Source organism: Ruegeria sp. CDSC025 (assembly GCF_059610805.1).
The window spans coordinates 24216-47780 of the sequence record NZ_JBXWOJ010000004.1; the positions used below are offsets into that span (position 1 = coordinate 24216).

Consider the following 23565-nt stretch of genomic DNA (forward strand, 5'->3'; position numbering starts at 1 on the left):
AAATGAAAGGTGTCACATGCCATTTTCCAACCCCAGCTTGATGTCCCGCCGTCAGTTCCTTGCGACCACCACCGCCAGCGCCGCGGCCATTACACTTCACCCTTTTTCTGCGGCGGCTGCCAATAATCAGGCGCATTTACGGATAATGGAGACGACGGACATTCATGTGCATGTCTTCCCTTATGATTATTACGCCGACAAGCCTCGCGACACGGTAGGCCTCTCCCGCACCGCTTCGATCATCAACGGCATCCGGTCCGAGGCGACGAATTCTCTGCTGGTCGATAACGGAGACTATCTGCAGGGCAACCCAATGGGCGATTACATCGCCTATGAGCGGGGGATGAAAGAGGGCGACAGCCACCCGATTATCACCGCCTTCAACACAGTCGGTTATGACGCCGCCACATTGGGCAATCACGAATTCAACTACGGTTTGGACTTTTTGGAAAAGGCGCTTGCTGGCGCGGATTTCCCGATTGTACTGGCCAACGTCGCAAAGGAACAGGGGGCAAACCCGCGTGAGGATAAAACGCTGGTCAAACCCTATGCGATTCTCGACCGCCAGATTGAAATGGGCGATGGCAGCAAACACCCGATCAAGGTCGGCGTCATTGGGTTTACGCCGCCGCAGGTCATGAACTGGGACCGCAAGCATCTCGAAGGCAACGTGCAGGCCCGCGACATTGTCGAGACAGCGCAGGCCTATGTGCCTGAGATGAAAGAGCAGGGCTGCGACTTGATCATCGCGCTTTCGCATTCGGGGATTGGCGATGCCGACCATTCCGACGGTATGGAAAACGCCTCGGTTGTGCTGGCCGGTGTTGACGGGATTGACGCGCTGGTGACCGGTCACAACCACCTTGTTTTCCCGTCCGAGACATTTGCCGACCGTCCCGGTATTGACGTTGCAAAAGGGACGTTGATGGGCAAACCCGCCGTCATGGGCGGGTTCTGGGGATCACATCTTGGCCTTCTGGACCTGCTGCTGGAGCGCGATGGGAACGAGTGGCGTGTGGTGACCACAACGTCTGAGGCGCGCCCGATTTCGGTTCGCAACGAAGATCGCTCGATCACGGCGCTGGTCGAGGACGATCAGGCCGTGCTGGCCTCGGTCGCGAAAGACCATGACGAAACCCTGGCCTATGTGCGCAGAGCGGTCGGCAAGACGTCGGCCCCGCTGCACAGCTATTTTGCGCTGGTAGCAGATGACCCGTCCGTTCAGATCGTGTCGATAGCGCAGAAATGGTACGTCGAAGAGATGATGAAGGGCACGGAACACGAAGGCCTGCCCATTTTGTCAGCCGCGGCGCCTTTCAAAGCCGGCGGTCGTGGTGGCCCCGAGTATTACACCGATGTCCCGGTGGGTGACGTGGCAATCAAGAACGTGGCCGACCTTTACCTTTATCCCAACACCGTGCGCGCCGTACGGGTGAACGGAGCGCAGGTCCGAGGTTGGCTGGAGCGGTCTGCCGGAATGTTTAATCAGGTCGAACCGGGCGCAAGCGACGCGGTCCTGCTGAACCCAGAGTTTCCGTCCTATAATTTCGACGTGATGGACGGTGTCACCTATCAGATCGACCTGTCCCAGCCATCGCGGTTTGGACCCAAGGGTGAAGAGGTCAACCCTGGCGCGGCCCGGATCGTGGACCTTGCCTTCAATGGTTCTCCGGTCACGGATGACATGGAGTTCATTATCGCCACCAACAATTACCGAGCGTCCGGTGGCGGATCTTTCCCCGGCGCGATGGGCGACACGGTTGTGTTCGAAGCGCCGGACACCAACCGCGACGTGATTGTCCGCTATATCGTCGAACAGGGCACGATTGATCCCAAAGCAGATGCCAACTGGTCGTTTGCGCCGCTGGACGGCACCACGGTCCTGTTCGAAACAGGCCCGAAGGCGCGTGACTATATGAGTGACGTCAAAGGTGTTTCGATCGAGGATGCCGGTGAGGGCGCAGATGGCTTTGCGGCCTTCCGCATCCAGCTGTAACAGATTGAAAGCAGGCTTATCCCCCTATTTCTGACCCAATGGTATGGATCAGAATTGGGGGGTGAGCCAAAATTATTCTGTTAGGCAACTGTCCTGCGAAGCGGCCCGTCCTGGGTCTAGAGTTTGCGTATTCCGTGGAGCGTTAGGGTGCTGACCAGATCAGCGTAATCCTCACGTGCTTTGGTGCCTGCGCCTGTGTTCCACATATAATACCAGTTCAGCATGCCAAAAACTGACATCGTGGCACCGCGCAGCTTGTCCTTGTCATCGCCAAACGAGTCCGGAGACAGGTCTTTCAGGATGTCCCGGACGAAATTCACTAGATCCAGCTGATACCCTCGTAAGAGCTTTTGCTGATCGTCGCGCAGGGCGTTCATGCCACTGATCTGCACCCGATGTTCATCATCCGCACCCTGATAAGCGAACAGGATCTCACGCACGGTCTTTCGCAGCTTTTGCTCGGGTGTAAGACCCGCCAAATCGACCTCGCAAATGCGGTCGCGCAGCTCGCGCAGATAGGTTTCGAGGATGTCATACAGGATGGCATCCTTACTGTCGTAATAGTGGTAAATGTTCGCCTTGGAGATTCCGCACTCATTGGCCAAAAGGGTCATCGAGGCGCGATCAAACCCCTGGTCGGCAAACACTTTGGCTGCCGTTTTCAGGATTTGTTCCCGCTTTTGGTCGTGGTCTTTTGCGATTGTCCGGGCCAAGGCTTAATCCTTATCGCGGTTGTCGATGACGCGCTTCGCCTTGCCCTGAGAGCGTTCGACGTCGCCCGGCTCACCTACAACAATTTCAGTTGAAACTCCAACGATGTCCTTGATGCGTTTGGTCAGCATTCGGGCGGCCGCCGTCTTGGACATTTCATCGGTAGATCCCGGAGAGGCTTCGACAAAGACCCGCATGGCATCCATCCGGCCGGATTTATACAGCTCGACCTGGTAATAAGGCGCAAGGCCTCCGGTCGCCATGACCTGTTCCTCGATCTGGCTGGGAAAGACATTGACGCCGCGCAGGATCATCATGTCGTCGCTGCGGCCGGTGATCTTGGCCATGCGACGCATGGAACGGGCCGTTCCGGGCAGCAGGCAGGTCAGATCGCGCGTGCGATAGCGGATCATCGGCAGCCCTTCTTTGGTCAGGGTGGTAAAGACCAGCTCACCAGTTTCACCGTCGGGCAGTACTTCGCCGGTGGCGGGGTCGATGATTTCTGGCAGAAAGTGATCTTCCCAGATCACAGGGCCATCCTTGGTTTCGACGCATTCGCTGGCAACGCCGGGCCCCATGATTTCCGACAGGCCATAGATGTCGACCGCGTGCATGTCGAATGCAGCCTCGATTTCCGAGCGCATCGCGTCGGTCCAGGGCTCCGCGCCGAAGATACCAACCTTCAGAGAGCTTTCGCGCGGATCAAGGCCCACCTTATGAAATTGTTCGAGGATGTTGAGCATGTAGGATGGGGTCACCATGATCCCATCGGGTTGAAAATCTGTGATTAAACCAACTTGTTTTTCGGTTTGCCCGCCACCCATCGGAACCACGGTCGCCTCTAGACGTTCGATGCCGTAATGCGCGCCCAGACCCCCGGTGAACAGGCCATAGCCATAAGCGTTATGCACGATATCGCCCTTGCGCAGACCTGCGGCCCGCAGCGACCGAGCACCCAGATCGGCCCAGTTGTCGATATCGCCTTTGGTATAGCCCACAACGGTTGGCTTGCCGGTTGTCCCGGATGAGGCGTGCAGCCGAACCAATTGGCTGCGCGGCACGGCGAACATGCCGAACGGGTAGTTGTCACGCAGGTCGTTCTTGTAGGTGAAGGGAAATTTCGAAAGGTCAGATAACTGTTGCAGGTCATCTGGATGCACGCCGGCATCGTCGAAGCGCTGGGTGTATATCGGCACGTTTTCGTAAGCGTGACGCAGGGACCATTTCAGACGCTCCAACTGAGTGGCGCGGATTTCGTCAACCGAGGCGATCTCGATCGGGTCCAGGTCAGCTTTGTTAGGGGACAGGTCCTCCATCGCGTTACTCCTTCGGTCGCGAAGCTATTCTTGAAAATTCGTGCCACCAATCGCGCGGGACATGCCGCGGAATTCGGCGACCACGTTGCTGTCTTGATTGGTGACGCGCACGTCATAGATGCCGCTGCGACCCGTAACCGAGACCTCGGTCGCGGTGGCCGTCAGGCGATCCCCCAGCTTGCCGGGGGCGAGATAGCTCATCATCGTGTGCTGGCCAACGGTCGCGTGATTACGGCTGTTGCAGGCAAAGGCGAAGGCGCTGTCGGCCAGGGCATGGGTCACGCCGCCATGGCACATGCCGTGCCCATTACAGTGATGCGCAACGACGGTCAGCGCCAGAACTGCGCAGCCTTCGTCCACTTCGACAAGCTCCATGCCAAACCATTTGCTGGCTTCGTCACTCGCCCACATCGCAGCGGCTGATTTGCTGGCACGTTCCTTTGGTGTCATCGTCATTTACCCTGAAAATTGGGCGCGCGCTTTTCAAGAAAGCTGGACACGCCCTCGGCATAATCCGCGCTTTCGCCGCAGATTTTCATCGCATCAGCCTCGAGTTCCAGATGATCAGACAAAGAGGTCGTCGCCGCTGCTTGGATACAGTGTTTGGTCTTGCCCAACCCAAGGGTCGGGCCATTGGCCAGTTGATCAGCCAGCGTACGAGCCTCTGCTAATAGCTGATCGTCGGGTATGGCTTTCCAGATCAGGCCCCAGTCTTCGGCCTGTTTGGCGGGCAGGGGGTGTGCGGTAAAGGCCAGCCCTTTGGCGCGCGCCTCGCCCAAAAGGCGGGGCAGGTGCCAGCTGCCGCCAGTGTCCGGTATCAGGCCGACCTTAGAAAAGCTCTGGATGAATTTCGCGCTTTCCGCTGCCAGAACCATGTCGCAGGCCAGTGCCAGATTGGCCCCGGCGCCGGCAGCGACACCATTCACCGCGCAGATGATAGGGAAGTTCAGCGACCGGATCAGCCGCACCAAAGGGGCATAGAAACTGCGGACGGTCTTGCCCAGATCCGGCGGCCCGTCCATTTTCGACGGATCGCGGTCGCCAAGGTCCTGGCCGGCACAAAAGCCACGCCCGGCGCCCGTCAGCAGCACTGCCCGCGCGCCTGTATCGCGCGCGGAATTCAAGGCAGCCTGAAGCGCATGATGCATGTCTTCGTTGAACGAATTCAGCTTGTCTGGACGGTTCAACGTAATCTCGACCCAGTTCCCGTGATTTTCTACAAGAATCGTATCGCTCATCACTGCCTCGGCCGGTATCGTTTCAACTTTATGATTGCATTAACCGAACGGTTGGTCAATATATAAACGCAAGCCGAATCTGAGCAAATCAAAGGGATGGGTTATGGCAAAATCGCCGATGGTGAGCGTTGAGCGGAAGGGTGACGTTGCCTGGGTAACGATCAACAATCCGCCAGTGAACGCGACATCCGCTGCGGTGCGTCAGGGGTTGGCCGACGCGGTAGGTGCCATCAAAGGCGCGCGCGTGGCTGTCCTGCGATGTGCGGGTAAAACCTTTGTTGCCGGTGGCGATATGTCTGAGTTCGACGCCCCACCGGTTGAGCCACATCTGCCTGACGTAGTACAGATGATCGAAGACAGTGAAGTTCCCTTTATCGCCTGCATGCACGGTACTGTTCTGGGCGGCGGGTTCGAGATTGCCATGGCTTGCGCTTGGCGCATTGCCGCGTCGGGCACCAGATTTGGTCTGCCAGAGGTCAATGTCGGCCTGATCCCCGGGGCAGGGGGCACCCAGCGTATTCCCCGTCTTGTGGGGATGGAGGCCGCGATTGACATGGCCTGCCGGGGAGAGATCCTGACTGCAGAAACGTTACTAGGGCTGGGTGGCCTTGATCTTGTCGCTGAACAGCCTGAGGCTGCCGTTGAGGCCTTTGCGGCCGAACTGCCGCAGCGACCAGTGCCAGTCAGTCAGCGTAGCCTCACCAGCTTTGCACCGGACCTGATCGAGGTTTCGCGCGCGGAACTTTTGAAACGGTCAAAGGGTCAGCAGTCTCCGCTGGAAAATCTGACGGCATTGGGGTGGGCGACCGAACCCTTTGCCGATGCCTTGCCAAAAGAGCGCGTCCGCCATTTGGCCCTGCGCCAAGGTGCCGAAAGCCGAGCCCTTCGCCATGCTTTCTTTGCCGAACGGAGCGTGTCCAAACCTTCTTTGATCAGAGGCGTAACCCCGCGCGACATCAGCCGTATCGCGGTGGTCGGCGGCGGTCTGATGGGGGCCGGGATTGCAACCGCCGCCCTGAATGGGGGGTTTTCTGTCACGTTGATTGAGCAGAACGCCGAAGCCGCCGCGGCGGCCTTTGGGCGTGTTAAGGGTCTGCTCGAAGGCGCTGCCAAACGGGGAAAGCTGACTGAGGCGCAGATGCAGAGCCGTCTGAGCGCCTTTCGCGCCGTTGACAGCTATGCCGACGCACGGGATGCGCAACTGGCCATTGAGGCGGTGTTTGAGGACATATCTGTCAAACAGCAGGTTTTCGCGGAACTCACCCGGCATATGGACACAAACGCAATTCTTGCCACCAACACATCTTATCTGGATCCAAACCAGATTTTCGCCGGTATCGACAGTCCGGCCCGCTGTATAGGTCTACATTTCTTCAGCCCAGCCCATGTCATGAAACTGCTTGAAATCGTACATACCGGGCATTCGGACCCAGAGGTCATCGCCACCGGATTTGCGTTTGGCAAAAAGCTGGGCAAAGTGGCGGTCCTATCAGGTATTTGCGATGGCTTTATCGGCAATCGCATGCTGGCCGCCTATCGGCGCGAGGCTGATTATCTTCTGGCAGATGGTGCGCTGCCTTATCAAGTGGATCAGGCCATGCGCGACTTTGGTATGCCCATGGGTCCGTACGAATTGCAGGATCTGACCGGTCTTCAGATCTCATGGGCCAATCGCAAGCGCAATGCCGCAACACGCCCACCGGATGAGCGCTATGTCTCTGTGGCCGACCAGCTTTGCGAGATGGAGCGTTTCGGGCAGCGGTCCGGAAAAGGCTGGTATAGTTATGATGACGGCGACCGTACGCCGATCCGTGATACACAGGTCGAGGCTTTGATCGAAGCCAACTCGGCTGAACATGGCATCACCCGGCGCGCGTTTGCGAGCACCGAGATTTCGTCGCGCTTGATGGCGGTACTTGCGAATGAGGGCGCATTGATCATCGAAGAGGGTATCGCCGAAAACGCGATGGCCGTGGATATGGTCCAGATCCATGGCTACGGATTCCCGCGCTGGCGCGGGGGGCCGATGAACTATCGAGATGAAATTGGGGCGCAGCTGTCGCGGGAAATAATGGAGACCGTCGCCTCTGAAAGCCCCGGGTCTTGGAGGATTGCGAGGCAGACCACATCACCATGACTATTGATGGTTACAAAACGGACTATTAACGCAGATTCAATGTATGTTTCAGAGGGAGGAGACAAAACCATGAAATTCAACAGTTTGAGCACGCTATTGGCCTCAGCCGCCTTGGCCGTTTCGGGCACCGTGGCGCTGGCCGCAGATTATACGCTGACCATATCCAGCTGGGCACCGCCGACCCACGGTATCAACGCGAAGATGTGGCCAAAATTCGTGGAAATGGTTGAAGAGGCCACAGACGGTCAGGTCACCGCCGAACTGAAGTTGGGCATCGCGCCGCCACCAGCACAGATGGATCTGATCATGGATGGCGCGGCGGATGCCTCGATCATTTTCCACGGCTACCAGCCGGGGCGCTTTGTCACCACAAAGATGATAGAACTGCCCGGATATGAAGGCTCGGCGGAGGCCGCATCGGTTGCATATTGGCGCACCTATGACGCGCATCTCAAGGCCGCGGACGAGCATCGCGGCGTGAAAGTGATCGCCCTGCATACCCATGGTCCGGCGCAGCTGCATTCCAGCAGCGCGGTGACCACGCTGGATGAAGTGTCGGGCCTCAAGGTCCGTATCCCGGGTGGGGTTGGCGGTGACGTCGGCACAGCGCTTGGCGCGACCGGCATCCAGGTGCCTGCACCGAAGGTCTATGAAACCCTTGCTTCGAAAGCAGCCGATGGCGTTGTCATGCCGTTTGAATCCCGCAAGGGTTTTAAGCTGACCGAGGTTGCCCAGAACGTTTACGAAGTTCCGGGCGGTCTGTATCGCGGGTCGTTCGCCTTTATCATGAACGAAGAAACGTTTGCCGACCTGCCCCCTGAGCTGCAACAGGCGCTGGAGGAGAATGTGTTCGGTGAACCGCTGAGCCGCGAAATCGGCAAGATCTGGGACGAGATCGACGGGATCGGCCGCGAGGCGACCGAAGCCACTGAGGGCAACGCAATCAACGCGGCCTCGGCGGAAGATCTGGAAAAGTTCAACGCGATCGCCGTTGATGTCCGCGCCAAGGTGATTGACGAGGTCAACGGCACCGGTGTTGACGCACAGGCGGCCTATGACATGATCGTAAATGAAATGGCTGCCCAGTAACGCAGTCCGGCTGGCGGGGTCTCTTCGCCAGCCATATTCACCAGCCGGGACCCAATCATGCAATCTCTCGTGACTTTTGCGCGTCGCGTCAGCATCGCTCCGACGCTGCTGGCCTGTATCGCGCTGTTCATCCTGATGGTGATGACCTTTTTTGACGTCATACTGCGGTCTGTCTTGAACGCCCCGATTGAGGCAGCGACTGAGCTGACACGTATTCTCATGGCGATCATGGTGTTTTCGGTTCTGCCGATGATCTCAGCCGGAAAGGGTCAGATCGCCGTCGACCTGACGGACGGAGTATTTTCCCGCTTGCGGCTGAGCCGAGCACGTGACGCTGTTGTATATATTGTGTCGGGCGTGATGCTCATCTGGCCGATCAAACGCGTCTGGATTCTTGCCGAGCGCGCACGGGACTATGGTGATGTGACTGAATACCTATCGATCCCGGTATTCTATGTCGGCTGGTTCATCGCCGGGTTCACTGCGATCACGGCCATGGCGATGATTGTCACGGGCCTAATTACTATCTTCTCCCCCCAATCCTTGTCGGAGACCTCTCAATGACCGCCGCACTTATCGGTTTTGCCCTTGTTCTGGTGCTTGTACTGGTGCGTCTGCCTATCGTCTTCGCGATGGGTCTGGTTGGTACGCTTGGGTTCGCCTACGAACGTGGCGGCAGCATCTTTTCGGAGCGCGGCTTGAAGGCGGCGATGTCGATGGTGGGTCGCCAGATCACCGATACGGCACAGGATTACGGATTGTCGGTGGTGCCTCTGTTCATCCTGATGGGCCTGTTCGTGAACAAAGGCGGGCTCGCGCGCGAGCTTTATGCGGTATCCAATGCATTTCTCGGCCATTTCCGGGGCGGCATCGCCATGGCGACTGTCGCGGCCTGCGGCGGGTTCTCGGCAATTTGCGGATCGTCTCTGGCGACCGCGGCCACCATGTCCAAGGTCGCGATGCCGGAAATGCGCCGGTATGGTTATGCGGATGAGCTTTCGACTGCGTCGATTGCAGCGGGTGGCACGCTTGGCATCCTGATCCCGCCCTCGGTGATCCTGGTCATTTATGGCCTGCTGACGGAAACCTCGATTGGCAAACTGTTTGTTGCGGGCATTATCCCCGGTGTGCTTGGCATTCTTTTTTATCTTCTCGCGGTGCGCTGGACCGTCTGGCGCAAACCAGAGGCGGGACCGGCAGGCGAACGCCACGGTTGGGTCGAGCGCCTGAGGGCCTTGCGCTCGGTCTGGGCCGTGTTGCTGCTGTTCTTTCTGGTCATTGGCGGGCTTTATGGTGCCTTCGATTTTCAACCGCTGAACCTGACCTTCAGCCCGACCGAGGCGGCAGGGATGGGGGCCATGGGCGCCTTTTTGATTGCCTTGTCGCGCGGCGGGCTTAGCCTGGGTTCAACATTCGAGGTTTTGAAGGAAACCACCGCGACCGCTGCGGCCCTGTTCTCGGTCCTGATCGGGGCGCAGATATTTTCGAACTTCATCAACCTCGCCGGTTTGCCCGAAGCGCTGATCGCCATGGTCACAGCGTATGACGTTGCGCCCTTTGTGGTGATCCTGATGATCCTTGGCATCTACATCATTTTGGGGTGTGTTTTTGAATCCCTGTCGATGCTACTGCTGACCGTGCCGATCTTTTTTCCTCTGGTCACATCGCTGGGATATGACCCGATCTGGTTCGGCATTGTTGTGGTCGTCGTCACCGAAATCAGCCTGATCACCCCGCCCGTGGGGCTGAACGTGTTCATTCTGAAGGGTGTGGTCGGGGATGTGTCGACTGGGACGATCTTCAGGGGGGTAACACCGTTCTGGATCGCAGATATCTTTCGGCTGGCCCTGATCGTTCTGGTGCCCTGGCTTGTGCTGGTTCTGCCGGAACAGATGGGGGCGATGGGCCACTGATGTTTGCGCTGACCAAGCTGCCTGACGGGTTCCACGATGATCCCTATCCTACCTATAGGGCGCTGCGTGAAGATACGCCCGTCTGCCTGCAACCCGATGGGTCGGTGATCCTGTCACGACATCAGGATCTGGACATCATCTATCGGGACACAACGCGATTCATTTCGGACAAGAAGGCCGTGTTTGGCCCCAAATACGGGGTGGATAGCCCATTGTTTGAACATCACACCACCAGTCTTGTGTTCAATGATCCGCCCTTGCACTCGCGTGTCCGCAAGGTGATGGTCGGCGCGATGAACCCGCGCGCTTTGGCGCAGATGGAGCCGGGTCTGATCGAACTTGTCGACGCGCTGTTGGATCAAATGCAGGCCAAGGGCACAGTTGAATTGATCGAGGATTTTGCCGGGGCGATCCCGATCGAAATCATCGGCAACCTGCTGGGCATCCCTCGGTCCGAGCGCGAGCCGTTGCGTGAGTGGTCCTTGGCCATTCTCGGGGCGTTGGAACCGCAGCTGACGCCCGAGCAGGAAGATTGGGGCAACCGCGCAGTCCGCGAGTTCAAAGCCTTTCTGCGCGATATCATCGACGACCGCAGGGCCAATCCGGGCAACCCGGAGACCGATGTATTGACCCGGTTGATACAGGATGACACCGAGGGCGGCCTGACCGAGGTTGAACTGTACCAGAACTGCATCTTCATTCTGAATGCCGGGCATGAGACCACGACAAACCTGATAGGCAACGCTTTGGATCTGTTGGACCGCCACAGGGATAAGCGGACCGAGCTGTTGGTTAATCCAGACCTGATTTCTACCGCAGTGGACGAGTTTTTGCGTCTGGAAAGCCCGAACCAGTTCGGCAATCGCCTGACCACTGAAGAGGTGGAATTTCACGGACATGTCATTCCAGCAGGAACCGATCTGCATCTTTGCATCGGCGCGGCCAACCGCGATCCGCGACAATTTGATTTCCCCGATGACATGATGTTGGATCGCCGTCCCAACAAGCACCACGCGTTTGCGGGCGGGCCGCATACTTGCGTTGGTTTGACCTTGGCCCGGATGGAAGGTCGGGTTGCCGTTAGCCGGTTTTTGAACCGGTTCCCTGATTACCAGATCACGGAAAGTGCTCAGCGTGGGGGGCGTATCCGGTTTCGGGGGTTCGCCCACCTGCCCGCGCAGGTTTGAACTAGCCGTGCTGCTTGTTCTGAAATTTATTGACCGACCGTACGGTTAATAATAAGATATCGCAAATGCCCCGCGCGCTAGCCCTGCCGCGAGTAAGGAGAAACCTATGACGATCCAACAGATTTCCAGTTTTGCTGCGGGCGAGTGGATTGCGCCGGGGGCAGGTGCCCGCAACATCGCAAGCGCGGTGACGGGAGAGGTGATCGCAACAGCCGGAAACAACGCCTTGGACGTTCAGGGAATGCTGGATCATGCGCGCAATGTTGGTGGTCCTGCGCTGCGTAAGATGACGTTTCACCAGCGGGCCAAGATGCTCAAGGCGCTGTCTGTTCATCTGGGCAAGCACAAGCAGGCGATGTACGATCTGTCCTTCAATACCGGCGCAACCCAGGCGGATCATCTGATCGACATTGACGGCGGTATTGGCACGATGTTCGTCTTTGCCTCAAAAGGGCGGCGCGAGATGCCGGACGGGCATGTCTATCTCGACGGCGAGGTCGAGCAGCTTTCGCGCAATGGCACCTTTCTGGGGCAACATATCTGCACCCCGTTGAAAGGTGTTGCGATCCATATCAACGCTTTCAACTTTCCGGTCTGGGGCATGCTGGAAAAGCTGGCTCCGACTCTTCTGGCGGGGGTTCCGGCTATCGTCAAACCGGCCACAAATTCCTGCTATGTGACCGAGCTGTGCGTTCGGCTGATGCTCGAGTCGGGCATATTGCCCAACGGTGCATTGCAACTGGTGTCAGGCGGGCTGGGCGACATGCTCGATCGCCTGACCATGCAGGATGTGGTCAGCTTTACAGGCTCGGCGGATACGGCGCTGAAGCTGCGCGCGAACCCCGTAATCCTGGAGAATTCGGTCCGGTTCGTGGCGGAGCAGGACAGCTTGAACTGCTCGGTCCTGGGCCCTGATGCCGCGCCGGGAACGCCCGAATTCGATCTGTTCGTCAAAGAGGTTCAGCGCGAGATGACCACCAAGGCGGGTCAGAAATGCACTGCCATCCGCAGGATCATCGCGCCCGAGCCGCATGTGCAGGCCGTGATTGAGGCGCTGTCCGCGCGTTTGGCAAAGACCACCATCGGGGATCCGAAACTGGAAACCACCCGAATGGGTGCGCTGGTCTCGGCCAGTCAGAAGCGCGATGTTTTGGAGAAGGCCGTGATTATAGGGCACGAGGCCGAGTGCGTCTTTGGCAACCCGGACGACTTCGTGGTCGATGGGGCCGATGCAGATAAGGGCGCCTTTCTGCCACCGATGCTGTTCCATTGCAGCGATCCCGATGCCGCGCTACGTGTGCATGATACCGAAGCCTTTGGGCCCGTCAGTACAATCATGGGCTATCGCGATACCGACCACGCGATTGAGCTGGCGAACAGAGGGCAGGGGTCTCTGGTGGCCTCAGTCATCACACATGATGCTGATGTTGCCCGCAAATTTGTTATGGGGGCAGGGGCCTATCATGGGCGGCTCTATTTCAACAACCGAGACTCGATGAAAGAATCCACAGGCCATGGCTCTCCTTTACCGCATATGGTCCATGGCGGTCCCGGCCGTGCTGGCGGTGGCGAGGAAATGGGCGGTGTACGCGGTGTGATGCATTATATGCAACGTACGGCGATTCAAGGATCGCCGGACATATTGACAGCTATTGGCGAGAGATGGGTGCCGGGTGCAGCCGAGATCAATGCGCCAGCCCATCCATTTACACGCCGCTATCACGATCTGGCCATTGGTGAGACGATCCACACCGCACCGCGGACCGTGACCATGGAAGACATTGAACATTTCGCCGAATTCACCGGCGACACCTTCTATGCCCATATGGATCAGGCCGCAGCTGAGCGTAACCCGTTCTTTCCGGGCCGGGTCGCGCATGGATATCTTTTGCTGTCATTCGCGGCGGGTCTTTTTGTGGAACCGAACGAGGGGCCGGTCCTGGCCAATACTGGGCTCGATAACCTGCGCTTTATGAAACCGGTAGAGGCAGGCGACAGCATCAAGGTGCGCCTGACGGTTAAAAAGAAAACCCGCCGCAATGATGAATATGGCGAGGTGCGCTGGCATGTCACCCTGACCCAGCAAGATGATGAGCCTGTGGCCGAATATGAGCTGCTGACCATGGTGGCCTACTAAGATTCTTGGGCCGGATGGTAATTCGATCTGGCCCGATTATACTTGCTGCATGAAAGATTCAGCCCCCGATTGGTTTGAAACCTGCGTTAGCCATCTGACCGCTGAGGGTACGCAACGGGTGTGGTCCGTGCTGGTGACGATATTCGGTGATCTGGCGCAGGAAGAAACAGATCAGATAAGTGGTGCGGTGATCACCGCACTGACCAGCCTTGCCGGGATCAAGGCCGAAGCCACGCGTGTTGCCCTGCATCGGCTGCGCAAGGATGGCTGGATTGAAAGCACCCGCAAAGGGCGCAGCAGCTTTCACCGCCTGACCGCGTTTGGCCGTCATCAGAGTGTGACCGCCGCACCGCGTATCTATGCCAAGGAAGCGCCGGAACCCGGCCTCTGGCATGTACTTATCGCCAGCAATTCGGACTCATCGCGCAAAGAATTGGCTGACCTGATGCTGACTGGGGACTACATCTCTCTCAATCCCGCAACGTCGATGGCTCCGGGTCAGGTTCCGGCGGGTCTTGAAGAGCTGATGGGCGTGGAAAGCAGCGCTATCTCTGTTCCTGGCTGGCTTCGGGATCTCTGCGGGCCAGAGGCGTTGAAAACCGCCTATGATCAGTTCTTGAGATCGACACAGATCATCGACCAAGAGATGCCATCTGAGGGGGCGGGCGACCCGATGAAGACGGCCATTCTGCGTGTCCTGATCGTGCATAATTGGCGCCGTATTGTTCTGCGCCATCCCGCCTTTCCTGCAGCGTTTCTGCCCGCTGACTGGAAAGGCCCTACATGCCGGGCGGCTGTATCTCAGTTGTTGGAAAAACTGCCGCGCCCTGATTTGGAATCCTTGGAAGCCGAGCTGGACAGCTAGGTTTTCTTTAGCGTCACCTATCTGATCCGCCCGATGCTGGTCATTCGGCGATTATTGCGGCGTTTCTCTCGCGCCAAATGTTACAGAAAAGCTAAAAAAGAAAAAGAACTCGTAACATTAAGCTTGCCTCGAATCGATGGACGCCCTAAAAACCGACCATGCGGTCAATGATACGGATCAGCACCTACAGGAGAATTAAGTGATGGACGCATTCATTTGCGACGCGACGCGCACTCCGATTGGGCGATATGGGGGGGCTTTGTCGTCAGTCAGGACAGATGATCTGGCCGCGATTCCATTGGCCGCCCTGAAAGAGCGCAACCCGCAGGTTGATTGGGCCAGCGTTGATGATGTGATCTATGGCGATGCCAATCAGGCGGGTGAAAGCAACCGCAATGTGGCGCGGATGGCGGCCTTGTTGGCTGGATTGCCGGTTGATGTGCCTGGAACAACAGTGAACCGATTGTGCGCCAGTGGAATGGATGCGGTTGGAATGGCAGCGCGGGGCATCAAGGCGGGCGATTATGATCTGGCTGTGGCCGGCGGTGTCGAAAGCATGTCGCGCGCGCCCTTTGTGATGCCCAAGGCGACCTCGGCCTTTACCCGCAGCAATGCGGTCTATGACACCACAATCGGTTGGCGCTTTGTGAACCCGAAGATGAAACAGGCCTATGGCATCGACTCGATGCCGCAAACGGCCGACAATGTGGCCGAAGACTTTGGTATCAGCCGCGATGACCAAGATGCTTTTGCGGCGCGCAGTCAGGCCCGATGGGCCGCCGCGCACGAGGCAGGTCTGTTCCGGGATGAAATCACCCCGGTCACGATCCCGCAACGCAAGGGCGATCCGATCATTGTCGATACGGATGAACATCCGCGCCCGGATGTGACCGTGGACAAACTGTCCGGTCTTAAAGGTGTCAACGGGCCGGATAAGACGGTGACCGCTGGCAACGCCTCGGGCGTCAATGACGGCGCTGCGGCCATTTTGATGGCCAATGAGGCGGCAGCGTCAAAGAACGGCCTGACCCCGATGGCCCGGGTCGTGGGCATGTCTGTCGCAGGGGTTGAGCCGCGTGTCATGGGCATTGGCCCGGTTCCGGCTAGCCGCAAAGTTTTGGCTCGCGCCGGGCTGAGCATCGAGCAAATGGACGTGATAGAGTTGAATGAGGCCTTCGCGTCCCAGGGTCTGGCGACACTGCGCGAACTGGGTCTGCCAGACGACGCGCCACAGGTGAACCCGAATGGGGGCGCGATTGCCATTGGCCACCCGTTGGGCATGTCCGGCGCAAGGTTGGTTATGACCGCGGCCTATCAGTTGCGGCGCACGGGCGGGCGATACGCGCTGTGCACCATGTGTGTCGGCGTCGGTCAGGGCGCAGCGCTTATTCTTGAACGCGTATAGGGGAGATGACGGGACATGTATGCTCAGATGGTTAAGTCCGAGGCGACACAGGAAGATCCTGCAAAGCTTGCTGCCTTTCAGTCGCGCATAGACGCTGACGAAAAGATCGAACCCAAGGATTGGATGCCCGAAGGCTATCGCAAGACGCTGATCCGCCAGATCGGCCAGCACGCCCATTCCGAAATCGTTGGGCAACTGCCCGAGGCGAACTGGATCACACGGGCACCCACACTGGAACGCAAGGCGATCCTGTTGGCAAAAGTTCAGGACGAGGCCGGGCATGGTCTGTACCTTTACTGCGCCGCCGAAACACTGGGTGTCAGCCGGGATGAGATCACCGAAATGCTGCTGGACGGGCGCATGAAATACTCGTCCATCTTCAACTATCCCACCCTGAACTGGGCTGATGTTGGTGCCGTTGGCTGGCTGGTGGATGGCGCCGCGATCATGAACCAGGTGCCGTTGCAGCGCACGTCTTACGGTCCCTATTCACGCGCCATGATCCGCATCTGCAAAGAAGAGAGCTTTCATCAGCGTCAGGGCTATGACGCCATCCGCAAGATGGCCGAAGGCACGCCGGACCAGAAACGAATGGCGCAGGACGCTTTGAACCGCTTTTGGTACCCATCGCTGATGATGTTTGGACCGTCCGACAAGGACTCGGTGCATTCGACGCAGTCGATGAAATGGAAGATTAAGATGAACACCAATGACGAGCTGCGTCAGAAATTCGTCGATCAGACTGTGCCACAGGCCGAGTATCTGGGCCTGACCATCCCTGACCCAAAGCTGAATTGGAACGACGATCGCGGCCATTATGATTTCTCAGAACCCGACTGGTCTGAGTTCTTCGATGTCATCAGTGGCAATGGCCCCTGCAACACCGACCGGCTGGCCGCCCGAAACCAAGCTTGGGACGACGGCAAATGGGTGCGCGACGGGCTGATGGCCCATGCCGAAAAGAAACGCTCTGGCACAGTGGCTGCCGAATAAGTCGACCCTGAGGAGGAAACCCGATGAAAAACGAATGGCCCTTGTGGGAAGTCTTTATCCGCGGTCAGCATGGTATGAGTCACCGTCACGTCGGCTCGTTGCATGCCCCTGACGCGGAGATGGCCATCAAGAACGCGCGCGATGTCTATACCCGCCGCAACGAAGGTGTGTCGATCTGGGTGGTCGAGGCGAATAATATCTCGGCCTCCTCGCCCAGCGACAAGGGCCCATTATACGAGCCCAGCGAAAGCAAGGTCTATCGTCACCCGACCTTTTTCGACATCCCCGATGAAGTGGGGGCCATGTGATGGACCGGGACGCGGCATTTGTACAATTCCTTCTACGGATGGGCGATAACGACCTGGTCCTTGGCCATCGCGTCAGTGAATGGTGCGGCCATGCGCCGGTGCTGGAAGAGGATATCGCACTGGCCAACACGGCCTTGGACCTGATCGGGCAGACTCAGATGTGGTTGGGTCTGGCGGGGGAAATCCAAGGCGGCAAAACCGCTGACGATCTGGCCTTCCTGCGCGATGCCTGGGATTTCCGCAATGTGCTGCTGGTCGAGGTTCCCAATGGGGATTTTGGCCGGACCCTGATGCGCCAGTTCCTGTTCGATGCATGGCATTCCATCATGCTGGGACGCTTGCTCAACTCTACGGATGACCGTGTCGCGGCCATTGCCGCGAAAGCCAGCAAAGAGGTGGCATATCACCTGGAACGCTCGGGCGACACGGTGGTTGGTCTGGGGGACGGAACAGCGGAAAGCCACGCCCGGATGCAGTCGGCTCTGGACTACCTGTGGCCGTATGTCGGTGAGATGTTCACCAGCGACGAAGTTGACGTCGAGATGGTCGCGGCGGGCATTGCGCCGAACCCCGCGGATCTGCGCGCGGAGTTTGACGCTTTAGTGCAGCGGATCCTGTCCGAGGCGACCTTGACGATCCCGGAAGGCGCGTTTGCCCATAAAGGTGGGCGTGACGGGCGGATGCATACGGAACATCTGGGTCATCTGTTGACACAGATGCAGTGGCTGCAACGCGCCTATCCCGAAGCAAGCTGGTAACGCCGATGGATCGGGCATCGACCAAACAAATCTGGGAATGGCTGGATGCTGTTCCTGACCCTGAAATTCCGGTGATTTCGGTGGTCGATCTTGGCATTGTGCGCGATGTGCAGTGGCAGGACGAGACGTTGAAGGTGACGGTCACTCCAACCTATTCCGGCTGTCCGGCAACATCCATTATCAGCCTGGATATCGAAACCGCCTTGCACGATCGCGGGATCAGTGACGTGCAGATCGAAACCAGCATCGCCCCGGCCTGGACCACCGACTGGCTCAGCGAAAAGGGCCGCGCCCGGTTGGAAGACTTTGGCATTGCCCCGCCGCAACCGGCAGGCGGCCCGGATCGCTGTCCACGCTGCGGCAGCAAAGCGGTCGAGAAGGTCAGCCAGTTCGGTTCGACGCCTTGCAAGGCGCATTGGCGATGCACCGACTGCCTGGAACCATTTGACTATTTCAAGTGCATCTGAGGAGGACCACCGGATGGCACGTTTCCACGACCTGAAAGTCACAGATATCCACAAAACCACTCGCGATGCGGTGGTGGTGACACTGGAACCTGTGAACGGCACTGCAGATCAGTTCGATTTCACCGCCGGTCAATATCTGACATTTCGTCGCGAATTTGAGGGCGAAGAACTGCGCCGGTCCTACTCGATCTGCGCGGGCAAGGATGAAGGCGTGCTGCAGGTTGGCATCAAACGCGTTGAAGGCGGCGCCTTTTCCGGATGGGCGAATACTGAACTGAATATCGGCGACATCGTCGAGGCCATGCCGCCGATGGGCAGCTTTCATACTCCGATAGATGCGGGTGCGGAAAAGCAATATCTGGGCTTTGCAGGGGGCTCGGGGATTACGCCGGTGCTGTCGATCCTCAAAACGACCCTCGCACAGGAACCGCAATCACGCTTTACCCTTATCTATGCCAATAAGGGCATCAACACGATCATGTTCCGCGAGGATCTCGAAGACCTCAAGAACCTCTATATGGGTCGCCTCAACGTGATCCACGTTCTTGAGACGGATTCACAAGAGATCGAGCTGTTCACCGGTTTGGTGACCCAGGAAAAATGCGCGCAGCTGTTCAAACATTGGGTCGATATCGACCATGTCGACACCGCATTTATCTGCGGCCCGGAACCGATGATGCTGGGCATTGCCGCCGCATTGCGCGAACACGGACTGGATGACAGCCAGATCAAGTTTGAACTGTTCGCCAGCGCCCAGCCCGGACGGGCCAAGGCTAAGCCCGTTTCGGCAGAAACGGGTACGCAGGGCAATCAAAGCAGCGCGTCGATCACGCTGGATGGATCCACTCAGACCGTGACCATACCCAAGGACCAATCCATCCTTGAGGCGGCCCTGGCAAACGCTATGGATGCCCCGTTTGCCTGCAAGGCGGGTGTCTGTTCGACCTGCCGCTGCAAGGTGCTTGAAGGTGAGGTCGAGATGCTCGCCAATCACGCGCTGGAAGATTACGAAGTGGAAAAAGGCTATGTGCTAAGCTGCCAGGCCTATCCGGTAACAGACCGCGTGGTCGTCGATTACGACCGGTAGAAAGGGGGCAGATATGTCCGATTCAATGACACTCGACAGCTATCTGGCCGCAGGCGGTGTTCTGACCAACCCATCGAACGTGCCGCCTCGCTATCGGGCCGAGCTGATGAAGCTGATGGCGACATTTGTCGACAGCGAACTGGCTGGGGCTGCCGGGTTTGCCGACATCATCAATCAGGGGCCGGGGATCAAGGAACGGATCGCCGCCGCAAAGATCGTGCTGGAAAAGTCAGACCACGCAAATTGTGTTCTCAGCATCATGGGCGAATTTGGCGCAGATACCGAACGCTATGCCAATCACCATCCTTGGACCATGCGCTTGTCGCGAGATGCGGATATAGGGGCCACCCGGTCCGAGCATGACATGCGTCTGGCGGTGTTCAACTATCCGCTGTCCGGCTGGACAGACGCTGTGGTCATGAACCTGCTGATGAGCCGCGCGGTGGCCGAACAACTGGCCGAGTATTCCACCATCTCGTATCAGCCTCTGGCCGAAGCCTTCCGATCCATCGCCCCGGTCGAGGCACATCATGGCGAGCTGGCGTTGGAAGGGGCGGTCAAACTGATCGAGAACGGTGCGGCGGACGACATGCAGAACTCGGTCACTTACTGGTGGCCTCGGGTTGCGGTGTCCTTCGGCGGCGATGACCCGAAACGGTTCGAGCTGTTGAAATCAATGGGCCTGCGTCGCAACACAAACAGCGCATTGCAGGACCGTTGGGGCCAGACAATGGCTGCAACTCTGGCAACGCTTGGCCTCAAATCGCCTGCTTGAACGAAAGCGCCCTAGGCGGACACCCTTCTCGCTCTATCCAAAGAGCCGTCCGAACTGAGGGTTGAGGTCCTCAATGCCGGCCAATCGAAGCATATGCCAGGCAAGCGCCTGATTACTGGAAATGACTGGAATCCCGATCTTTTCTTCTGCCTGAACAATGACGTCAAGGCATCGCAGGTTCGTGCAAGAGACAATGACAGCATCGCAGGGCGCTTGAGCCGCGACCTTTTCAATAGCGTCAAGGATCGACCCTTCTGTGATCCGCGCAACAACGCGATCATTTCCTTCCTCGAACGACCCGAAACCTGCGATTTCGAAACCGGCCTGTTCCAGCTTTGTGCGCATCCCAGCGGAAACTTCGGGAATATAGGGGGTGACGAAGCCCAATCGTCGGGCTCCTAAATGCTGACCGGCAGCGATGATTGCCGCCAACGGATCTGTCACACGTGCATCCGGGCAGACCGTCTTTATCACCTTGGCCACATTCTCGGACCCGATCACGGTCGAGGCCGAGGTACAGCCAAATCCGATTGCATCAAAGCTGAGCGATGGTGGCAAAAGCCGTGCCGTCGCAGGCAAGTCCTGTTCCATCCGTGCCAATGTGTCGGGTCGGATTTCGGGCACCATCGGAATCCGGCTGTGATAGAGCGCGACACCAGCTAGGCACATGATCCGAGAGAATTCGTTCTCTAACGTCTCGTCAGTCTCAAGAACAATCACACCCAGATTGGCGCGGGTGCCAATGCCTTCGTCTGTTTCGAAATCAAGCTTCATGATTGGCCTCAGATGATTGGTAGTTCAGGCGCGGCGCGTTTGGTCAAAAGCTCCGCCCCACTTGCACGTATGACGATGTTCTCTTCGTGCACCATGACCCGACCGTCGCCATAGCCAAGCGATGGTTCAAGGGTCAGTACCATATTTTCGGCGATCTCGGTTGTATCCCAACTGGTGTGCGAGGGCCATTCGGTCAGCTGCATGCCAAGCCCATGACCCAGCCTGCCGACGTCACCACCCTGATCGTCGAGCTCCGTGATCACCTTCTGCATCGCTTGAAACAATTCTCGGCAAGTCGCTCCGGGGCGAGCTGCGGCCATCCCGGCCTCAGTCGCACGCCAAAGAACATCATATGCATGGCGTGAGGCGTCATCGGCGCGGCCAATGGCCCAATTCCGATCGAAGTCGCAAAAATACCCGTCCCAGTTGGAACCGGTGTCGAGCATCAGCACATCGCCGCGCGCCAGTGGTCGGCGGGACGGGGGCGAGATGACGTCGTGATAGCCGCCCGTATCCGCACCGCCGACCAAATACGGAACATCATCGGCACCCTGCGCCAGCCCTTCGCGCCGAAAGGAGCGGAACACATCCTCAAGCGGCTGCCCTTCGCGGGCGATTTCGGGCACCTGCTCAAATGTGCGCGACCCGATGGCGCAGATATAGGTGAGTTTTTCGATCTCGGCCTCGGATTTCACCATTCGCAAGCCCCGGACGATCTCGGTCGCGTCAGTGATCTTTAGCCCATTCAGGCCCACCAACAGCCGCTCATAATCGCCAAGCGGCATCCGTAAATGGGTTTCGTGGCCCTTCATCAGGCCGACAGTCTCGCCGCGGCTGGCAAGCGGCGCCAGCAGATCGGTCAACAGCCCGATACCGTCATCCTTTGGTGCAGGTGCGCCCCAGGTGCGGATATCTGTGACCCAGGTTCGCCGCATAAGGTCTGCGCCGATCTCAGGGATGATTGCGATGGGCTTGCCGGATGCCGGGATGAACAGGAACCATGGGCGGGTCGGGCTTTGCCAAAACAGCGTGTGGAACCCGCTGAAATAGCGCACATCCGGTTCAGTTGTCAGCAATATGCCCGCCATACCGGTTTCGGCCATCTTTGTCTGCGCCGCTGCGGTACGCGTTGCGAATTCTTGTTGGTCAAAACCACGTCGTGGGGCGTTCATGACTTTTGATCCTTTCGCAGGGGCAACCGGTCCTGAACCAATCGGACCCAGAATTCAGCTCCGATCGGCAGCAGTTCATCATTGAAATCATAGTCAGAAGCATGAAGCGGTTGGCCATGTGGCCCGGTCTCGCCATTGCCCAGCAAAAGGAAACATCCTGGTACGGCGGTCGAAAACTGGGCGAAATCCTCTGAAAAACTCATCGGCTGCCGATCCTTGATCAGGTCACACCCAGCGGCCTCGGCGGCACGATAGACCGCTTGGGCCGGGCTGGCAGCGTTGATGGTCTCGACGAACTGCGTGTCAAAGCTGACCGAGGCCTGAATGCCATGCGCCGCCGCAATCCCCTCGGCGATCTGGCGCATGAACCCTTCGATGGCGCTGCGGTCCTCGGGCGATCTGGCGCGGAAATCTCCTTTGAGAGTGACGTTGCCCGGCAAGACATTTCGCTGGCCGTCCGTCAGGAATTCGGTCACGGACACTACCGCGCCAGAGGCGGGCGCAAGCTTTCGTGCCACCACGGTCTGCAATGCCACTACAATCTCGGACCCTACGGTAATTGCATCAACGCCGGTTTGTGGCATCGAGGCATGACCGCCCTGGCCTTTAACCGTGATCTCGAACAGGGTTTCACTGTTACAGATAATACCGGTGCGGGTCGAAATCTGACCGGTTGGAGCGCCTGGCAAATTGTGGATTGCATAGATTTCTTCGACCGGAAATTGCTCTAGCACACCGTCGTCGATCATCGCGCGCGCGCCCAGGCCGTGCTCTTCGTTTGGCTGGAATAGAAAAACAACCGTACCGTCAAAGGTAGGTTCTTTCGCCAGACGCTCTGCCGCCCCAAGCAGCATGGTTGTATGTCCATCGTGGCCACAAGCATGCATCACACCGGGTGAGGTAGAGACATAGTCATGGGACGAGGTTTCGGTGATTGGAAGCGCATCCATGTCAGCACGCAGGCCAATGGCTTTGTTGCCACCGCCGGATCGAAGCACACCGACAACGCCTGCGCCTTCGTGCACTTCGATCCCAAGGGCGCGCAGCCGTTCAGCGACAACCGACTTAGTTCGCTTCTCTTGAAAGCCCAGTTCCGGGTGCCTGTGCAAATCCCGCCGAAGCGCGATCATACGGTTTTCTAAATCGCTCATTTCTTCATCCGCGTGTGAGTTGCATCGGTTCTACAGGATAGGGCTGCGTGTTTCGCATCAAATTTCCGGCCCTAAAGCAGAAAAAA

The 23565-nt window shown here is 58.1% G+C and carries 22 protein-coding genes; 15 read left to right on the forward strand and 7 right to left on the reverse strand.

Translation table 11 applies throughout. The features are described 5' to 3' along the window. Positions 1–16: 16 nt before the first annotated feature. On the forward strand, positions 17–1996 hold the full coding sequence (locus tag AC2FH8_RS07795) for a bifunctional 2',3'-cyclic-nucleotide 2'-phosphodiesterase/3'-nucleotidase (protein ID WP_496689200.1): 1980 nt from the start codon (positions 17–19) through the stop codon (positions 1994–1996). Positions 1997–2112: 116 nt separating this feature from the next. Here the strand turns inward: AC2FH8_RS07795 and AC2FH8_RS07800 are convergent, their stop codons facing one another. Genes AC2FH8_RS07800 through paaG form a run of 4 tightly spaced genes read right to left on the reverse strand, consistent with a single transcriptional unit; the run spans position 2113 to position 5261 of the window. Then, entirely contained in the window at positions 2113–2709 is a 597-nt protein-coding gene (locus tag AC2FH8_RS07800; protein WP_496689202.1) for a TetR/AcrR family transcriptional regulator, read from the reverse strand. Between the two features lie 3 nt (positions 2710–2712). Further along, on the reverse strand, positions 2713–4023 hold the full coding sequence (gene paaK / locus AC2FH8_RS07805) for a phenylacetate--CoA ligase PaaK (protein WP_142639891.1): 1311 nt from the start codon (positions 4021–4023) through the stop codon (positions 2713–2715). A 24-nt stretch (positions 4024–4047) separates the two neighbouring features. After that, on the reverse strand, positions 4048–4473 hold the full coding sequence (paaI, locus tag AC2FH8_RS07810) for a hydroxyphenylacetyl-CoA thioesterase PaaI (protein WP_142639944.1): 426 nt from the start codon (positions 4471–4473) through the stop codon (positions 4048–4050). 2 nt (positions 4474–4475) lie between these two features. Next, the gene (gene paaG / locus AC2FH8_RS07815; protein WP_496689204.1) at positions 4476–5261 is read right to left on the reverse strand and encodes a 2-(1,2-epoxy-1,2-dihydrophenyl)acetyl-CoA isomerase PaaG; all 786 of its coding nucleotides are present in this window, start codon (positions 5259–5261) and stop codon (positions 4476–4478) included. A gap of 103 nt (positions 5262–5364) precedes the next feature. On the opposite strand from paaG, the gene AC2FH8_RS07820 reads away from it, so the two are divergent. The 14 genes from AC2FH8_RS07820 to AC2FH8_RS07885 all read left to right on the forward strand — a co-directional run bounded on the left by AC2FH8_RS07820 (position 5365) and on the right by AC2FH8_RS07885 (position 20382). After that, positions 5365–7398: an FAD-dependent oxidoreductase gene (locus tag AC2FH8_RS07820; RefSeq protein ID WP_496689206.1), complete on the forward strand. Its 2034-nt coding sequence runs from the start codon at positions 5365–5367 to the stop codon at positions 7396–7398. A 69-nt stretch (positions 7399–7467) separates the two neighbouring features. After that, on the forward strand, positions 7468–8487 hold the full coding sequence (locus AC2FH8_RS07825) for a TRAP transporter substrate-binding protein (RefSeq protein WP_271949076.1): 1020 nt from the start codon (positions 7468–7470) through the stop codon (positions 8485–8487). Between the two features lie 57 nt (positions 8488–8544). Then, positions 8545–9051 carry a TRAP transporter small permease gene (locus AC2FH8_RS07830; RefSeq protein WP_496689208.1) on the forward strand — a complete coding sequence of 169 codons (507 nt, stop codon included), beginning with the start codon at positions 8545–8547 and terminating at the stop codon, positions 9049–9051. Further along, entirely contained in the window at positions 9048–10400 is a 1353-nt protein-coding gene (locus tag AC2FH8_RS07835) for a TRAP transporter large permease (protein WP_281972857.1), read from the forward strand. The genes AC2FH8_RS07830 and AC2FH8_RS07835 overlap by 4 nt, the downstream gene beginning before the upstream one ends. Continuing rightward, positions 10400–11587, forward strand: a complete 1188-nt coding sequence (locus AC2FH8_RS07840) for a cytochrome P450 (RefSeq protein ID WP_496689210.1) — start codon at positions 10400–10402, stop codon at positions 11585–11587. The genes AC2FH8_RS07835 and AC2FH8_RS07840 overlap by 1 nt, the downstream gene beginning before the upstream one ends. A gap of 106 nt (positions 11588–11693) precedes the next feature. Then, complete coding sequence (gene paaZ, locus AC2FH8_RS07845) at positions 11694–13724, forward strand: phenylacetic acid degradation bifunctional protein PaaZ (protein WP_496689211.1); 2031 nt, start codon at positions 11694–11696, stop codon at positions 13722–13724. A 49-nt stretch (positions 13725–13773) separates the two neighbouring features. Continuing rightward, positions 13774–14589 (forward strand): PaaX family transcriptional regulator C-terminal domain-containing protein, encoded by an 816-nt coding sequence (locus tag AC2FH8_RS07850; RefSeq protein WP_496689213.1) that lies wholly within the window; start codon positions 13774–13776, stop codon positions 14587–14589. 202 nt (positions 14590–14791) lie between these two features. Next, positions 14792–15994, forward strand: a complete 1203-nt coding sequence (gene pcaF, locus AC2FH8_RS07855; RefSeq protein ID WP_282021795.1) for a 3-oxoadipyl-CoA thiolase — start codon at positions 14792–14794, stop codon at positions 15992–15994. Between the two features lie 15 nt (positions 15995–16009). Then, on the forward strand, positions 16010–16987 hold the full coding sequence (gene paaA, locus AC2FH8_RS07860; protein ID WP_496689215.1) for a 1,2-phenylacetyl-CoA epoxidase subunit PaaA: 978 nt from the start codon (positions 16010–16012) through the stop codon (positions 16985–16987). A gap of 23 nt (positions 16988–17010) precedes the next feature. Further along, positions 17011–17295, forward strand: coding sequence for a 1,2-phenylacetyl-CoA epoxidase subunit PaaB (paaB, locus tag AC2FH8_RS07865; protein ID WP_142639870.1), 285 nt, complete (start codon positions 17011–17013; stop codon positions 17293–17295). Continuing rightward, positions 17295–18053: a 1,2-phenylacetyl-CoA epoxidase subunit PaaC gene (paaC, locus tag AC2FH8_RS07870; protein WP_496689217.1), complete on the forward strand. Its 759-nt coding sequence runs from the start codon at positions 17295–17297 to the stop codon at positions 18051–18053. The genes paaB and paaC overlap by 1 nt, the downstream gene beginning before the upstream one ends. A 5-nt stretch (positions 18054–18058) precedes the next feature. Next, positions 18059–18520 carry a 1,2-phenylacetyl-CoA epoxidase subunit PaaD gene (paaD, locus tag AC2FH8_RS07875; RefSeq protein WP_496689219.1) on the forward strand — a complete coding sequence of 154 codons (462 nt, stop codon included), beginning with the start codon at positions 18059–18061 and terminating at the stop codon, positions 18518–18520. Positions 18521–18533: 13 nt separating this feature from the next. Then, complete coding sequence (locus AC2FH8_RS07880; protein WP_496689221.1) at positions 18534–19607, forward strand: 2Fe-2S iron-sulfur cluster-binding protein; 1074 nt, start codon at positions 18534–18536, stop codon at positions 19605–19607. A gap of 13 nt (positions 19608–19620) precedes the next feature. Beyond that, on the forward strand, positions 19621–20382 hold the full coding sequence (locus AC2FH8_RS07885) for a Phenylacetic acid catabolic protein (RefSeq protein ID WP_271949049.1): 762 nt from the start codon (positions 19621–19623) through the stop codon (positions 20380–20382). 33 nt (positions 20383–20415) lie between these two features. Here AC2FH8_RS07885 and AC2FH8_RS07890 read toward each other — a convergent pair whose 3' ends face one another. The 3 genes from AC2FH8_RS07890 to AC2FH8_RS07900 are packed head-to-tail and all read right to left on the reverse strand — an operon-like array spanning position 20416 to position 23479. Next, a complete protein-coding gene (locus tag AC2FH8_RS07890; RefSeq protein ID WP_142639862.1) occupies positions 20416–21156 on the reverse strand; it encodes a maleate cis-trans isomerase family protein in 741 nt (246 codons plus the stop codon). An 8-nt stretch (positions 21157–21164) separates the two neighbouring features. Further along, on the reverse strand, positions 21165–22328 hold the full coding sequence (locus tag AC2FH8_RS07895) for a M24 family metallopeptidase (protein ID WP_496689223.1): 1164 nt from the start codon (positions 22326–22328) through the stop codon (positions 21165–21167). Next, the gene (locus tag AC2FH8_RS07900; RefSeq protein ID WP_496689225.1) at positions 22325–23479 is read right to left on the reverse strand and encodes an amidohydrolase; all 1155 of its coding nucleotides are present in this window, start codon (positions 23477–23479) and stop codon (positions 22325–22327) included. Before AC2FH8_RS07900 ends, AC2FH8_RS07895 begins: the two co-directional genes overlap by 4 nt. Positions 23480–23565 lie beyond the last annotated feature (86 nt).